Origin of the sequence: Bacillus cereus group sp. MYBK14-1, assembly GCF_051916885.1 — a bacterium.
In the GTDB taxonomy this organism is placed as follows: domain Bacteria; phylum Bacillota; class Bacilli; order Bacillales; family Bacillaceae_G; genus Bacillus_A; species Bacillus_A cereus.
The window spans coordinates 49,214-64,492 of record NZ_JBQAHM010000016.1 but is presented as its reverse complement, the minus strand read 5'-3'; the positions used below and the strand labels follow the sequence as shown (position 1 = coordinate 64,492).

Sequence of the window (15,279 nt, the reverse complement as noted above, 5' to 3'; positions counted from 1 at the left end):
AGCGGCTAAGGCTCAAGAAGCAGCTGAAGCTCGTGAAGCGGCTAAGGCTCAAGAAGCGGCTAAAGCTCAAAAACCAGCTACACAACAACCTATTGCAAAAGAAACTGAAACAAGTGCACCATCATCTTCTCGTGAGTTACGTGTTGTAGCAACAGCTTACACAGCAGATCCACTTGAAAATGGTTATAAAGCAGGCGACCAAGTAAAATCAGCTTTAGGCCACAACTTAACAGCTAATCCAAACATGAAACTAATTGCAGTTGATCCAAGTGTCATTCCATTAGGTTCAAAAGTATGGGTTGAAGGTTACGGAGTAGCGATCGCTGGTGATACTGGTGGAGCTATTAAAGGTAATAAAATCGACGTTTTAATGCCAGATAAAGGTTCATCAAGTAGCTGGGGACGTAAAACAGTTACAGTTAAAGTATTAAACTAGTTATAAAAAAGAGCCAGTCTCATCGTTGAGACTGGCTCTTTTTTTACTCTATTAAACTACTGAAAAATGACATAGTAAATGAAATTATATCAACGATTTTTCAAATATATCTATCGTAACCTACAATATATCAACGATTTTTCGAATATATCTATCGTAACTTATAATATATCAACGATTCGACAAGAGATATCGATTTACCGACAAATTTTGACGTTAAAAGTACTTTAATATTAAAAAGGCGGTCCAAAATTTGGAACGCCCCCTATCTTCCCTATTCCACACAAGTAAACTGCGTCCAAGCTCCTACATAATCTAGTAAGAATAACTCCTCTTCTGCAATTGTACCGACGATATTTTTCCGTTCATCTATCGGCATTTCTTTCAGAATGATTTGCAGTTCACCTTTATACTTACCAAATGAATTGTTTCCAATTACAACTTGCCCTCTTTCCTGCAGCACACTTTCACGCACTGGGAAGTCATAATCTTTGTACTTTTTACGTACTTCTGTAGAACGTACCATATACTCTGTTATGTCGCCGCGCCTTACGTGTAATTCTTGCAGCGTAGCTCTCTTCTCTACTTCAGTCGCTTCGTCTACAAAGTGCACTTTTAGCTGTAACATGTAGCGATTTAAGTTTCCTAGTTTCTCTAACTCTTCCTCACTCGCATAAGCATTTCCGATAATGACATCATCAATTAACCCTGTTGCCCATAAATGCTTCGCTTGTACTTCAATTGGTAAATTACGATGCTCTTCTAATGTACATAATCCATCGTTAATATCCCATGGACCGATGTTTGCGACATGTGATGTAATAAAGGCTGCACTGCGAATACCATGCTTTTTAAAGCGTTCACTACAGCGAATGAAATAATCGTATGGAAGACCAGTGAATTTTTGCGGATAAAAATTATGGCAACCAATTAAAGCTGATTTATTCGCTTGATGCGAAAGAATATTTTCTAAGTACGCAATATCGTTACTTACATTTAACTCAATTTTTAAACCGTACGGATTATTCGTCATTTTCGCTTCCGTTAATCCGTCAAAACCTACATCTAAACGAATACAGTCTGCGCCTAATTCTGCGAAAAATGATAGATCGCTATAACTAATACCAAGCTGATCAAACACAGCTGGAGCTACATCTAAAATAACTTCCATATTGTTATCTTTTGCGTGATTGATAATCTCTTTAAATTCAGCTACAATTTCTTCTTTCGGACGATTCACAGATAACAAACAAGTAAATATTCTTGAGAAACCGTGTCGTGCCGCTGCGGAAATATAAGCCATATCTTTTTCTTTCGTTGAATGTTCTGGATAAAGTGAAATTCCTAATTTACGCTCCATGCTTTTGCATCTCCTTCACACGTTGTATTAATGCCATGCTCGTAAATCTATATTTTGCAGATAAACACGTTGCACATAAAATTGTCGGTACAATAATTACGTACGGTGATTGCAATCCTAACATTACATATGCACCCATTGAACAACCGATAAATAAAACTGATACTAGTAGTAACACTAATAAAGATTTACTTTGTACCCATTTCGAATAATGGGCAATACACTGTCCGACCACGAATGTAATTAAGATGATAATTGCTCCGAGCATTCTGTTTTCTCCTCTCCTGCTAATTGTTGTTTCTCATACATTTTGAAGAATGGATAGTAAATAACGAATGAGATGACAAAGTTAACAAGTACAAGTACACCAGCCATAATTGTCCAGTCCGTACTAATTACCGCTGCAATTGGTGCTAACATCGTAAATGGCAGTTTCGCCATCATAAGTGGAATCATACCTGAAACAACTGCAAAATATGATACTGTCGTTGTCACTAACGGTGTAATAACGAACGGAATAATTAGAATTGGGTTCATTACAATCGGTGCCCCAAAAATAATTGGTTCGTTAATATTGAATAAACCTGGTACGAATGATAATCTACCTAACTCTTTTAGGAACTTAGATTTAGAGAACATAAACATAATTACTAAAGCTAACGTTGAGCCTGATCCGCCAATCCATACGAACCATTGAATAAATTGCTCTGTAAATAAGTTTGGTAACTGATGTGCATTTCCTGTAGCCGTGAATACTTCCATATTTTCAAGAATTGCTGAATCCCACATCGGACGAATAATTGGTCCTAAAATCGCTGGTCCATGTATACCGAATGACCAGAAAAACACGATTAAGAATACTGTTAATAAACCACCGAATAAATTATTTCCTACTAATACTGATTTTAATGGTGCGATTAAATATGTGATCGTTGTATTCACATCAAATTTCAAACCGTAGCGAATGCCCCAGAATAAAAGAATAACTGCTAATGTTGGAATTAATGCTGCAAACGAATTTGAAACTGCTGGTGGTACACTATCTGGTAATTTAATCGAGATATTATGCTTAATCATAAAATGATAAATTTCTACTGCAATTAATGCTGTAACAATTGCGCCGAATAAAGACGTTGCACTTAATGTTCCTACTGAAATATATCTCCCTGCATCAATAACACCTGGTACAGCTTTCGTAATTTGAATTGGTTCCACTGATGCTAGTAAAAAGGCGAGTACAGATAATAACCCTGCACTTAACTGATTGAGCTGATAAAAGTTCGCGAGCGAAGCCCCTACACCAAACGCTGCGTATAACGCCATTAGTCCTACTGTAAATCGGAATGGAATATCTAAAATATGGCGAAACGGTGCGATCCATTCCATATATGCATCAATTGGTAAATTTAAAAAGATAACAAAAAATGATCCGACGATCGTTAACGGTAATGTAGAAATAACCCCGTTTCGAATTGCTAATAAATGTCGTTGTCCTGCAATCTTTTGCGTTGTTGGCATAATCTTTTGTTCCATAAAACTCATAAACCCATTCATCAATAGCCCTCCTCTTTCTCTCTACTATAAAAGAATGAAATAAACTTTATAACATTATAATGTTTATATTTAAAAAGATATAATTATGCTAAAACTAATTGTTCTGCTTGCTTAAGCACCTTCAAACCATCACACATGCCATAATCTCGTTGGTCTATAATCGCAACTGGTATATTGTATGAATTTGCAAGAAACTCTACAGCTGGAAATAAATATTTCACCTGTGGGCCAATTAAAACGACATCGGCTTCCTTAATTTCAAGCTTCACTAGTTCTGAATCAACTGCCTTAATTTTATAATTCTTCCCCTGTTTCTTTGCCTCTTCTTGCATTTTTCTTACGACCATACTCGTTGACATACCTGCTGCACAACATAATAAAATGTACATCTTATACGGTCACTTTCTCTTCTACTCGTTTATGAAGAGCAATAAATTCTTCAGCCAGTTCTTTCACTGTAATTGCATTCATTAAATGATCTTGTGCGTGCACCAACAGTAAACTAATTTCTGCATGATTTCCTCTTGCCTCTTCTTGAATTAAATCCGTTTGAATACGATGCGCTGCTGAAATTTCCTCACTAGCAAGTTTCATCTTTTCACCGGCATTCCCGAAATCTCCTTGTCTTGCAAAAGCAATTGCTTCAAGCGCCGCACTTCTCGCATTGCCACCATGTAAAATTAACGCAAATGGAGTTTGCATATCAGCCATTTTAAATTCCCCCAAGCTATATGTTTTCTATATTTCCATCTTATTATGAAAACGCATACAATTAAACATAAAAAACTTCCGTTATGTAACGGAAGTTTTTATATACTTTTTCAAAATGATAATAAAATCTCTTGAAAATCTTCAATTACCTCGGTCTGAGTAAGTTTCTCTATCGTAGTTTGACTAGACATAATATCATATAAAAAATCATAAAGCCTTTGCAAATCTTCATTATTATTGCGCTTTACACTAAATAAAATAATTACTTGTACTTTTTTATCTCCCCAATCAACAGCCTTTTCAAGTGTGCAAAACATCAAAAAAGTTTCCTCACTTAATAATTGCATCGGATGCGGGATTGCAACTGAATTCCCAACCGCTGTCGGAGACGTATTTTCTCTTTCCATAACAGAAGCATAAAAGTTTTCTGGTACATAGCGTTTCTCAGCAGCTTTCTCACATAAAAACTGAATAACATCCTCTTTCGTAGAAGCACTATAATTTAAAAAGATTAAATCTTCCTTAATATAAGGCTGCACACTAGTATTCACATGCGTAAACAACCGCTGACCAATCGATTTAATCTCTTTATCATCAAATATTGAATTCACTTTTATAACTGGAACAGGCAAGCCACTCGGTATATGAATCGTACTAATAATACAATCTATTTTTTCTTTATAAAGATCTTCTACTTTCAATTGATAATAGCCTGTAATACCTACAATCTCTAATTTATCTCGGAACTGTGATAAAATTTTATATTTTAATAGTTGGGCACTTCCTTGACCAGTCGCACAAACTAATAAGCATCTTTTCTTTTGATTTTGCTCCTGCAAACGGCTCATAGCTCCACCGAAGTGAATTGCAATATAACCAATTTCACTTTCAGGGATCGATTCACCCGTATATTCACCAATGATATCTCCAACGAGAACCGCAATTTCAAAAGCATACGGATAATTCTTTTTCACTTCTGCCAAAAGAGGATTTCTCGTATTTAACTTATACTTCAAACGATTTAATAACGTTTTTAAATGAATACCAAATCCAAATAATAATTCTTCATCATAATAAAAAATAAGATTCCGTTCTTCCGCTACTTTAAAAAGAATATGTTGCATAAATGCATATATATCTTTCCCTAATAGCTCTTCTATATTTTCATAGCGATTTCTCGTTGTAACAGCAGTACTTAATAAATGCATCGTCACATATAATACTTCTTCTTCTGGAAATGAAAATTTTAACGCTTTCTCTAAATCTCCTAAAATCTGCTTCGCAATTGTATATTCTTTCTTTATTATAAGTTCTGATTGCTCCGCATGCAGTCCTTTCATATAATGTTGACTTTGACAACGCTTTAATGCGATTGCAATATGAATGACTAAATTATCAATTTCTATATCAGATAAATATATTGTTCCGCCTTCAATATACTTTAATATAATTGAACGAATGAGTGATATATGCGGTAGCGATAAATATGTCTCCGTCTGCTCAAATTGCTCATGAAACGGAGTATGGTCATAACGCGGTAAACCATATTGTGATAAACAAGAACGAATATTAAATTCCTCTCCAACAATACGTATACCATAATACGGTCTCTTCTCAATTTGTAATTTATAGCGACCACATATATCTGTAACATCTTTCATAATTAAATTGACCGTTGATTTGCTCACATACATCTCTTCCGCTAATTCTGAAAGCTTCACATATCCCTCTGTCATTAAAACACGCTGCAGAATGTACGCTATTCTTTCTTCATAAGAAGTTGGGATCTTTTCCGTCTGTTTTTGAAATAGACTCACACAAAAGTCTTCAAATTTCTTCTTTTGTATAATTTCTAATTCGTACCCAGTCCCTCTTTGCGATTCGATTTTCGCTCCATTTTCTTCCAATATATCATTTAATAATTTTATATCCTTTTGAATCGTCTTCGTCGATACATGTAAACGGCCCGCTAAAAAAGCTCGATTTAACATCGATTTCTCTTCTAAAAATTCCTCTAAAATAGAAATTAATCGCTGATGCACCTTTGTCATAGCTCTTCCTCTCGCTCTTTATATATAAATGGGGAAAAGCTGCTGAAATCAGTAGTTTTTCCCCTTTATATTCTCTCTATTTCTTTAATGTGAATCCGAATTTATCCCATGCTTGTAAATAGTCTAGTAAGAAAATCTCTTCTTCTACAATTCGACCAACTACATTTGTTTTTCCTGTATTCACCATATCTTTTAATGCAATTTGTAATTCGCCTTTATACTGGCCATATTGTTCATTATCAATTAATAAATCTCCACGCTTAATTTCACGCGTATTATGAGGTTTAAACTCTTCTTTTTTATATTTCACACGACTTTGTGTAGAACGAATCATATATTCAGATACATCTCCGCGATAAAAATGTGGTTCGTCTAATACGATAATTCTTTCTAATTCTGTCGTTCTATCATATAGTTCTATATCAAATGTTTGTTTCTCTTTATTTAATGCACCTAGTGCTTGTAATTCTTCTTCTGACGCATATGCGTTTGCAATAATAACATCATCAATTAATTCCGTCGCAAATAAATGCTTCGCCTGTGTTGTCATCGGTAATTCACGATGCTGCTCTAATGTACATAACCCTTCTGTTACTGGCCAAGGTCCGTATGTTGCATCAAATGATGAAATAAAAGCAGCCGTTCTCATACCGTAATCTTTAAATTGTTTCGAGCATTTAATGAAATGATCGTATGATAACCCTGAATAACGATGCGGATAAAAATTATGACAACCAATTAAATTTTCACGATTTGGTCTATGACTCATAATGTTATCTACATACTTCGTACCATTGCTCATATTAATCTCAATTTTCAAACCATACGGATTATAAGTCATAATTGATTCTTCTAATCCTGAGAAACCAACATCTAAACGAATACCGTACGCACCCAATTCATGGAAGAATGATAAATCATTATACGAAATACCTAATTGTTCAAAAACAGATGGACTAATATCCACTAATACTTGGAACCCTAATGCATTCGCATGTGAGATCGTTTCTTTAAATTCTTCAATAATTTTCTCTTTTTCTCCATCCACAGATAATAAACATGTGAACACACGTGTAAACCCATATTTACTTGCTAATGTTAAATACTCCTTATCTTTCTCTACTGTTGAATGTTCTGGATAAATAGAAATACCTAATCGTCTCATATGTACACGCCTCTTTCTTCATCATATTGTAAACCTTTTCAAATATATGTAGTGAAAAAGTATATATCCCCTTCTTGTTCACTACTCCTTTGAATCCGCTTTCTTTAAAGAAAAAACAATTTCTATCATTCTTAACACCTACAAGTCTATACATCTATACTTTACATCTTTTTTTCATAGTTGTGTAGCCTTTACACAAATTTGTCAGTTTTTCACCTTAAAAATTGTTATCCGTTTTCAAGACACCTTCCTTGACTGTTGCATTGGCCAATACATATACTCGAAAGAAAAGAGAAAATTTTATATAGGGGATGAATATATGGGAGAAGCAATACTCGTAAAACGAGAACCGTTATGGACAAAAGAGTTTGTTGCTTTAATTTTTGCAAACTTATGTATGTTTTTAGGGTTTCAAATGTTAATTCCAACCTTACCTGTTTATGTGAAAGAAATTGGTGGCACAAGTTCAAATATCGGATTTGTTGTCGGCATGTTTACCGTTGCGGCACTTTTTGTTAGACCGCTAACTGGGAACGCCTTGCAAAAATTCAATAAAAAAATCATTTTAATGATCGGTACTGCTATCTGTTTACTCGCTATGGGCAGTTACCTTTTCGCCTCAACTATTTTTCTCTTGCTTGCTGTTCGTATTTTGCACGGAGCTGGTTTCGGCATTACAACGACTACATATGGAACTGTCGTTTCTGATTTAATTCCCTCAGCTCGCCGCGGAGAAGGCATGGGATATTTTGGTCTTTCTGGAACACTTGCAATGGCCCTCGGTCCACTTATCGGACTATGGCTTATGCAAACATATAACTTCACAATTCTTTTTTTATGTGCATTATCGTGCACAATTGTTTCATTAATATTAACGAAACTACTTCAAATCCAAAAAACGAAACAGCCTCCACAACAATCATCTAGTACTTTTCTCGATGGATTTATTGAGCGTAAAGCTTTACTTCCTTCATTATTAATATTATGTATTACATTAATGTACGGAGGAATCGGAAGTTTTATCACACTATTTGCTACAGAAGTCGGCATAGCTGATATTAGTCTCTTCTTTTTATGTAACGCACTAGCAATCGCTGTGACACGTCCATTCTCTGGAAAGCTATATGATGCGAAAGGCCATACATTCGTCATCATTCCGGGAGTTATTATAACGTTTACAGGTATTATTTTATTGTCGTATACGACGACAATTCCGAGCTTAATTATTGCTGCAGCATGTTACGGAAGTGGTTTTGGAGCGATCCAACCTGCACTACAAGCATGGATGATTGACCGCGTAGCACCGCATCGACGCGGCGTAGCAACTGCTACATTCTTCTCCGCATTTGACCTTGGAATCGGCGCTGGAGCGATTATCTTTGGATTTATTGCTCACTTTACAAACTATGCAACTGTATATCGTTACTCCTCTCTATTACTTATTGCTTTTCTCTTCATTTACATTACAAGCATAAGAAAACAAAAGCATGGCGATAAAAACACGGAAAAAGCTGCTGGATAATTCAGTGGCTTTTTTATCATGTTAAAAGAATTGTTTTCCCTCATTTTGCTGTTCTAAAACTACATGCATTTCCCTACATATTTTTTTAACGTTCATCAAAAAATATACGATGAACTTGCATACGCTTTCCTTGATATTCGACTGAACAACATTATTCTAAAAAGTGTGATTTCTTTACAAAATTAAGATTTATACAAGATAAAAACCAATGAAATGCAGTTGTTTCTTTAAGGGATTGTAAACTTTTATTCCCTTTGTAAATTTAGTGTAAATTTTACTAGCAAACCGTTTACAGTGACTCAAGGTTCAGTTAATAATTACATCGTACATGAAATTTAAGGAGTGGAATGCGTGGAATATAATGTTCAAGATATGATCTTCCAGTTCATTGGTGGATTAGGTATTTTCTTATTCGGGATTAAATACATGGGCGATGGACTGCAACAAGCAGCTGGAGATCGTCTTCGCGATATTCTAGATCGTTTTACAACAAACCCACTTATGGGTGTACTAGCAGGTATGTTAGTTACTGTATTAATCCAATCCAGTTCAGGAACAACCGCTTTAACAGTCGGACTTGTAAGTGCCGGATTTATGACATTAAGACAAGCAATCGGTGTTATTATGGGTGCAAACATCGGTACGACAGTTACTGCATTTATTATCGGAATTAAAATCGGAGAATATGCTCTCCCAGTTATGGCAGTTGGAGCAATCTTACTATTCTTCTTTAAAAATAAAAAAGTACATTCTGTAGGTCAAGTTGTATTCGGTTTTGGTATGTTATTCTTCGGTTTAGAATTAATGAGCGCAGGTATGAAACCTCTTCGTTCTTTAGAATCATTCCAAGAATTAACAGTGAGCATGAGTGATAATCCAATTTTAGGAATTGTTGTCGGTACAGTCTTTACTTTAATTGTACAAAGTTCAAGTGCAACAATCGGTATTTTACAAGAACTATTCGGTCAAGGTGCAATCGATTTACAAGCAGCTCTTCCTGTATTATTCGGTGATAACATCGGTACAACAATTACAGCTGTATTAGCAGCAATCGGTACTTCAATTGCAGCAAGACGTGCAGCATTAGTTCACGTTATCTTTAATATTATCGGTACAATTATCTTTACAATTTTATTAATACCATTTACAAGTTTAATTCAATATTTCCAAACATCATTAAACTTGAATCCAGAAATGACTATTGCATTTGCACACGGAACATTTAACGTAACAAATACAATCATTCAATTCCCGTTCATTGCAGTGTTAGCATGGATCGTAACAAAAATTATTCGTGGTGAAGATGCAGCGATTGACTTCAAACCACAACATTTAAATCCAATCTTTATTGAACAATCTCCAGCCATCGCTTTAACTGAAGCTCAAAAAGAGATTATCCGTATGGCTGAGTTCTCATTACATGGATTAAAAGAAGCAAATCAATTTTTAAATACACACGACAAAAAACACGCAAACATGGCTACTCAATTAGAAGGAGCTATTAACAATTTAGATAAAAAAATTACCGAGTATTTAGTTTTACTATCAGAAAAGCCACTTTCACCTACGGATTCTGAAAAACATTCTGTTTTAGCAGGTGTTGTTGGAGATATTGAACGTGTCGGTGATCATGTAGAAAACCTTGTAGAACTTGTAGATTTCCAAATTTCAAACCGTGTTTCACTATCAGATGAAGCATTAGCTGAATTAAACGAAATGCTTGAGTTAACAATTTCAACACTGCAAGACTCAGTTGAAGCTTTAACAAACTTCGATACTGAACTAGCTCAAACTGTTATTGCCAAAGAACGCAAAATCGACCAAATGGAACGTGTTCTTCGTAAACGTCACGTATTACGTCTAAACGAACGCAGCTGTTCAGGTGATGCAAGTATCATCTTCGTCGATATGGTAAGTAACTTAGAGCGCATTGGCGATCACGCTGTAAATATCGCTGACGGTGTTTTAGGTGAACAAGGAAAAATCAATCTAAAACAATCATTATAATAAGAAAGAGACGCTAACTTAAGCGTCTCTTTTTTCATTATATTTTAACAACTGTTCTTCCTTTTAACTTTCCTTGCAATATAAGTGCAAACTTCTTCTCTAATTCTTCTAATGTACATTCTTCTGTATAAGATAGTAACTCTTTATTTCCCCATTCTTTCGCTAAAAGCGTCCAAACATCTCTTCTCACATCTACTGGGCATTGCACGGAATCTATCCCTAAAAGGCTTATACCTCGTAAAATAAACGGATATACCGTTGTTTGTAGTTCCTGGCCTGCCACATTACCGCATGTCGTTACACAACCACCATACTTTACTGTTTTTAAAGCTGTTTCTAGCATATGTCCACCTACAGTATCGATAACTCCCGCGTATATCCCTTTTAACATCGGTCTTCCTGATTCATCATTCAATTCCGCGCGATGAATCACCTTTTTCGCTCCTAGACGTAGTAGCATATCTTCCTCTTCCATTTTTCCTGTCGCTCCTACTACGTTAAACCCTAGCTTACTTAATATACTAACAGCTACACTCCCTACGCCGCCTGTAGCACCCGTTACTAAAACATCTCCCATACTAGGCTTGACTCCTGCTCCAATAAGCTTATATACCGACAAAGCCGCAGTAAAACCTGCTGTCCCATACATCATACTTTCCTTTAATGACATTCCTTCCGGTAAAGGCACGACCCAAGATGATGGCACGCGAATATATTCTCCGAAACCACCAGAGGTATTCATACCTAAGTCATATCCCGTTACAATAACTTGATCTCCTGCTTTAATGGTAGCATCTTCACTACTCACAACCACTCCTGCAGCATCAATTCCTGGCGTATGAGGATATGTTCTCGTAACACCCTTATTACCAGTAGCTGAAAGAGCATCTTTATAATTTAATGAAGAATAATGAACCTGTATTAACACGTCTCCTTCAGGTAAACTACTTACTTCTCTCTCAACAACTTTTCTTACAAACTGATGATTTTCCTTTTCGTTCACAACGATTGCTCGGAATGATGTATGATTCATTATGCTCTCTCCTTTATCCGTCAAATTCTTCTTTATTATATAGAAGAAATAAGTAAGCTTACTCATTTCTTCTTGGCTATATTTCAACAAATCTTACTTCTCTATCACTTTCTCACAATACATATTTTCATTTCTACTAAAACAACTTATACTTATTCTACATCTAAAAAATATAATATAGAAAATCTGACTTTTTATAAATATATTGAATTTTTACGAAATGTAAATGTTTTGTAATGTTTTTTTTCGCTAAATTTCATTATAATAAGTGGATATGAGTGTCGTATTTCAATCCAAATGAAGGAGTACAGGAAATGGAGCAAAACCCATCTTTGCAAGAAAATACACGCAATAAACCGAAAAAAAATAAGAAAAAAATAAAAATTATTATAAGCGCTATACTATTCGTTTTATTAATAGGCGGCGGTTATACTTGGTTTTTAGTAAATAAAGCATCTTCTGCTGTTCGAAATGCCGCACACGATTTAGCACGCGGTGATAAATCTGATTTACGTGATAAGGCTGTAAAACCTATTACAAACAATGTCTCTGTTTTAATAATGGGTGTTGATGAAAGCGATGTCCGTGGAAAAGAATATGGTGAAGCTATAAGAACAGACGCGCTTTTACTTGCAACATTTAATAAAGATAGCAAAACTGTTAAACTATTAAGTATCCCACGTGACACATATACTTATATTCCAATAGAAAAGAAAAAAGATAAAATTACACACGCTCATGCATTCGGTTCTGCTAAAAACGGAAAAAATGGTGGACCACAAGCAAGCATTGATGCAGTTGAAAAATTAATGAATGTTCCTGTCGATTATTTTGTAAAATTCAACTTTAAATCATTTATAAAAATCGTCGATGACTTGGGCGGTGTTGAAGTTGATGTACCAGTTGAATTTACTGAGCAAGATAGCAATGATAATGCTGAGGCTATTCACCTAGAAAAAGGTGTTCAAAAGCTAAATGGCGAAGAAGCTCTTGCTCTTGCTAGAACAAGACACATCGATAGTGATGCAATGCGTGGACAACGTCAACAACTCGTTATCGAGGCTATTTTAAAGAAACTAACAAGTGTTGGTTCTGTAACAAAAGTTGGCAACATCATTGATGATATTAACGGCCAATTCGTTACAAACTTAACATTTGATGATATGCTTTCATTCTATAAATATGGATCGGATTCGGAAATTGAGAAATTACAAATCCAAGGTGATGATTGCTATATGGCAAAAGGTGACGATACTTGTAGCAAATCTGCTGGTGGTGGTCGAACTTACTACTACAATCCAGATAAAAAAGAATTAGCTAATGTTACAAATGAACTTCGTACTCATCTTGGGCTACCTGCATATACAAAGTCTGACTCAGACTCTGATTCGAAAAAGACAAAAGAATCTAAGTCTGAAAATTCAAGTGAACGCGAATCAAGTAACAATGAAGTGAAAAATAAGAACAAAAATAGCAGTGAAGATACAGAAACATCGTCTAACGACAATGAATAGTAAAGAAGCCGTACTCTATGGAGGTAGAGTACGGCTTCTTTTTATTTCTTCAGAATTAAAAATCAGAACTTTCTAACTATCTTTTTTAATATTTTTAAATTATAATAAATAGTAGCAATCTATTCCAATTATCAGGGGGCTCATACATATGAAAGCTGCAGTAAAACATAACATCTCAGATTTTAAAGACTACTTAAAATCCAACGATATATACATGGAAGAAAATATAGATGAAAATGATGGCTCTGTTCATTTTTCAGTAGGATTAGAGACTGAAGCTGGCGCAAAAATTCAACTTATCGCTGCTTTCCAAAACGAACATCCTACGGTGGATATATACTGCTTCAATGTTGCTCACGTACCTGATGCAACATCAACAAATGATATTTTACATGTCATCAATGAATTAAATACATCTTATCGCTTTGCAAAATTCACATTAAATAAGCAAAATGCAATTGATATTTCAACATCTCTTGCATTCTCAGAACCAAACTTTAATCCAGCACTTGTCTTTGAACATACGAGAATGCTATATAAATTAGCGAATGACGAATATAAAAACTTAATGAAAGTTATTTGGGCATAAATAAAAGGATGGGCTGCAAGCAGCGCCATCCTTTTATTTCAATATCATATCAATCCACATCTTAACAGCAGTGCCGACAATTAAAATCGATAACATATATTGTAGTACTTTTTGATTTATCCTCTTCCCGACTCGAGCTCCAAGTGGCGCAGCAAATATACTTGCAACCGCAATAATTAGAGCTGGAATGATAACTACTTGTCCAGTAATCACTTTTCCAGTCGTAATCCCTACTGAGGAAATAAACGTAATAGCGATAGATGTCGCTATCGTCATGCGCAATGGTAATTTTAAAATAACTAGCATAATAGGAACTAAAAGAAACGCACCGCCAGCTCCAATAATGCCCGAAACACCTCCTACAATAAACGCTAACACACTTGCTAACCATTTATTATACTTAACTGTTCCACTATTATTTTTCTTTGGTACAAACATCATCATAGCTGCAATGGTCGCCAATACTGTATAAACAACATTTACAGCGTTTTCATCTAATAGATTTGCACTAAAACTTCCTATAAAACTTCCTATTAATATACTAGCTCCCATATACACAACTAACATTTTATTCATATCAGTACTTTTCCGGTATGCCCAGGCGCCTGCAAAAGTTGCAAAGAATACTTGTACCGCTGTAATACCGCTCACTTCATGTGACGTATAGCCAGTAAATCCTAACAATACTGGAATATATAAGATCATCGGATAATTAATAATTGCACCGCCAATTCCAACCATTCCTGATATAAACGATCCTATAAACCCAATTATAAAAAGTAATAATACTCCACTCACCTTACATCCCCCTCCTTCTAAAAAGAAGGTGATTAAATGAATAAGTTTACATTCCCATCCGAAGCATCTGCTAAATATGCCCCTACACCTGCAAACTCTACGCCTTCCATAATCTCTTCCTCTTTTAACCCTAATAAATCTACTGTCATTTGACAAGCTACAAGTTTAATCCCCTGTTCTTTTGCCAAATCAATTAAATCTGGCAAAGGCATTGCATTATGTTTTTTCATAATGCCTTTAATCATCTTTGGTCCCATACCAGCAAAATTCATTTTGGATAACCCCATCTTATCAGCACCGCGTGGCATCATTTTTCCAAATACTTTTTCTATAAATGTTTTCTTTACATTCACATGTTCATCTTTCCTTAAAGCATTTAATCCCCAGAAAGTATGAAAAATAGTAACCTCTTGATCATACGCCGCTGCACCATTTGCAATAATATAAGCAGCCATTGCTTTATCATAATCTCCGCTAAATAAAACGATTGTTGTTTTCTTCTGTTGTTCCATATTGTTCTCCCTCCAATTACCTATAGG

The 15,279-nt window shown here is 35.2% G+C and carries 15 protein-coding genes; 5 read left to right on the top strand and 10 right to left on the bottom strand.

What is annotated here, in order from left to right; translation table 11 throughout:
• On the top strand, nucleotides 1-436 hold a 436-nt coding region (locus ACTFR3_RS26665; protein ID WP_440044985.1), incomplete at its 5' end, for a 3D domain-containing protein.
• Between the two features lie 274 nt (nucleotides 437-710).
• On the opposite strand, the gene ACTFR3_RS26660 is transcribed toward ACTFR3_RS26665, so the two are convergent.
• The 7 genes from ACTFR3_RS26660 to ACTFR3_RS26630 form a co-directional block, all read right to left on the bottom strand.
• Complete coding sequence (locus tag ACTFR3_RS26660; RefSeq protein WP_440044984.1) at nucleotides 711-1,796, bottom strand: DUF871 domain-containing protein; 1,086 nt, start codon at nucleotides 1,794-1,796, stop codon at nucleotides 711-713.
• Entirely contained in the window at nucleotides 1,786-2,064 is a 279-nt protein-coding gene (locus ACTFR3_RS26655) for a hypothetical protein (RefSeq protein ID WP_000900048.1), read from the bottom strand. Before ACTFR3_RS26655 ends, ACTFR3_RS26660 begins: the two co-directional genes overlap by 11 nt.
• On the bottom strand, nucleotides 2,040-3,350 hold the full coding sequence (locus ACTFR3_RS26650; protein WP_001013053.1) for a PTS sugar transporter subunit IIC: 1,311 nt from the start codon (nucleotides 3,348-3,350) through the stop codon (nucleotides 2,040-2,042). The genes ACTFR3_RS26655 and ACTFR3_RS26650 overlap by 25 nt, the downstream gene beginning before the upstream one ends.
• Before the next feature lie 83 nt (nucleotides 3,351-3,433).
• Nucleotides 3,434-3,739, bottom strand: a complete 306-nt coding sequence (locus tag ACTFR3_RS26645) for a PTS sugar transporter subunit IIB (RefSeq protein WP_000275642.1) — start codon at nucleotides 3,737-3,739, stop codon at nucleotides 3,434-3,436.
• Nucleotide 3,740: 1 nt separating this feature from the next.
• Nucleotides 3,741-4,061 carry a PTS lactose/cellobiose transporter subunit IIA gene (locus tag ACTFR3_RS26640; protein ID WP_000774631.1) on the bottom strand — a complete coding sequence of 107 codons (321 nt, stop codon included), beginning with the start codon at nucleotides 4,059-4,061 and terminating at the stop codon, nucleotides 3,741-3,743.
• 110 nt (nucleotides 4,062-4,171) lie between these two features.
• The gene (locus ACTFR3_RS26635) at nucleotides 4,172-6,112 is read right to left on the bottom strand and encodes a BglG family transcription antiterminator (protein WP_000169796.1); all 1,941 of its coding nucleotides are present in this window, start codon (nucleotides 6,110-6,112) and stop codon (nucleotides 4,172-4,174) included.
• A gap of 76 nt (nucleotides 6,113-6,188) precedes the next feature.
• A complete protein-coding gene (locus ACTFR3_RS26630) occupies nucleotides 6,189-7,277 on the bottom strand; it encodes a DUF871 domain-containing protein (protein ID WP_059304125.1) in 1,089 nt (362 codons plus the stop codon).
• Nucleotides 7,278-7,596: 319 nt separating this feature from the next.
• Here ACTFR3_RS26630 and ACTFR3_RS26625 point away from each other — a divergent pair, with 319 nt between their 5' ends.
• Together ACTFR3_RS26625 and ACTFR3_RS26620 are read left to right on the top strand one after the other, a co-directional pair.
• The gene (locus ACTFR3_RS26625) at nucleotides 7,597-8,799 is read left to right on the top strand and encodes an MFS transporter (RefSeq protein WP_000503245.1); all 1,203 of its coding nucleotides are present in this window, start codon (nucleotides 7,597-7,599) and stop codon (nucleotides 8,797-8,799) included.
• A gap of 351 nt (nucleotides 8,800-9,150) precedes the next feature.
• Entirely contained in the window at nucleotides 9,151-10,806 is a 1,656-nt protein-coding gene (locus ACTFR3_RS26620) for a Na/Pi cotransporter family protein (protein ID WP_048538589.1), read from the top strand.
• A 37-nt stretch (nucleotides 10,807-10,843) separates the two neighbouring features.
• Here ACTFR3_RS26620 and ACTFR3_RS26615 read toward each other — a convergent pair whose 3' ends face one another.
• Nucleotides 10,844-11,839 carry a YhdH/YhfP family quinone oxidoreductase gene (locus tag ACTFR3_RS26615; RefSeq protein ID WP_017656918.1) on the bottom strand — a complete coding sequence of 332 codons (996 nt, stop codon included), beginning with the start codon at nucleotides 11,837-11,839 and terminating at the stop codon, nucleotides 10,844-10,846.
• 314 nt (nucleotides 11,840-12,153) lie between these two features.
• Between ACTFR3_RS26615 and ACTFR3_RS26610 the strand changes: the two genes are divergently transcribed.
• Entirely contained in the window at nucleotides 12,154-13,353 is a 1,200-nt protein-coding gene (locus ACTFR3_RS26610) for an LCP family protein (RefSeq protein WP_000437391.1), read from the top strand.
• 148 nt (nucleotides 13,354-13,501) lie between these two features.
• A complete protein-coding gene (locus tag ACTFR3_RS26605) occupies nucleotides 13,502-13,942 on the top strand; it encodes a hypothetical protein (protein ID WP_000642362.1) in 441 nt (146 codons plus the stop codon).
• Between the two features lie 33 nt (nucleotides 13,943-13,975).
• Here the strand turns inward: ACTFR3_RS26605 and ACTFR3_RS26600 are convergent, their stop codons facing one another.
• Complete coding sequence (locus tag ACTFR3_RS26600) at nucleotides 13,976-14,740, bottom strand: sulfite exporter TauE/SafE family protein (protein ID WP_017656920.1); 765 nt, start codon at nucleotides 14,738-14,740, stop codon at nucleotides 13,976-13,978.
• 32 nt (nucleotides 14,741-14,772) lie between these two features.
• On the bottom strand, nucleotides 14,773-15,252 hold the full coding sequence (locus tag ACTFR3_RS26595; RefSeq protein WP_000437741.1) for a DsrE/DsrF/DrsH-like family protein: 480 nt from the start codon (nucleotides 15,250-15,252) through the stop codon (nucleotides 14,773-14,775).
• Nucleotides 15,253-15,279: the final 27 nt, after the last annotated feature.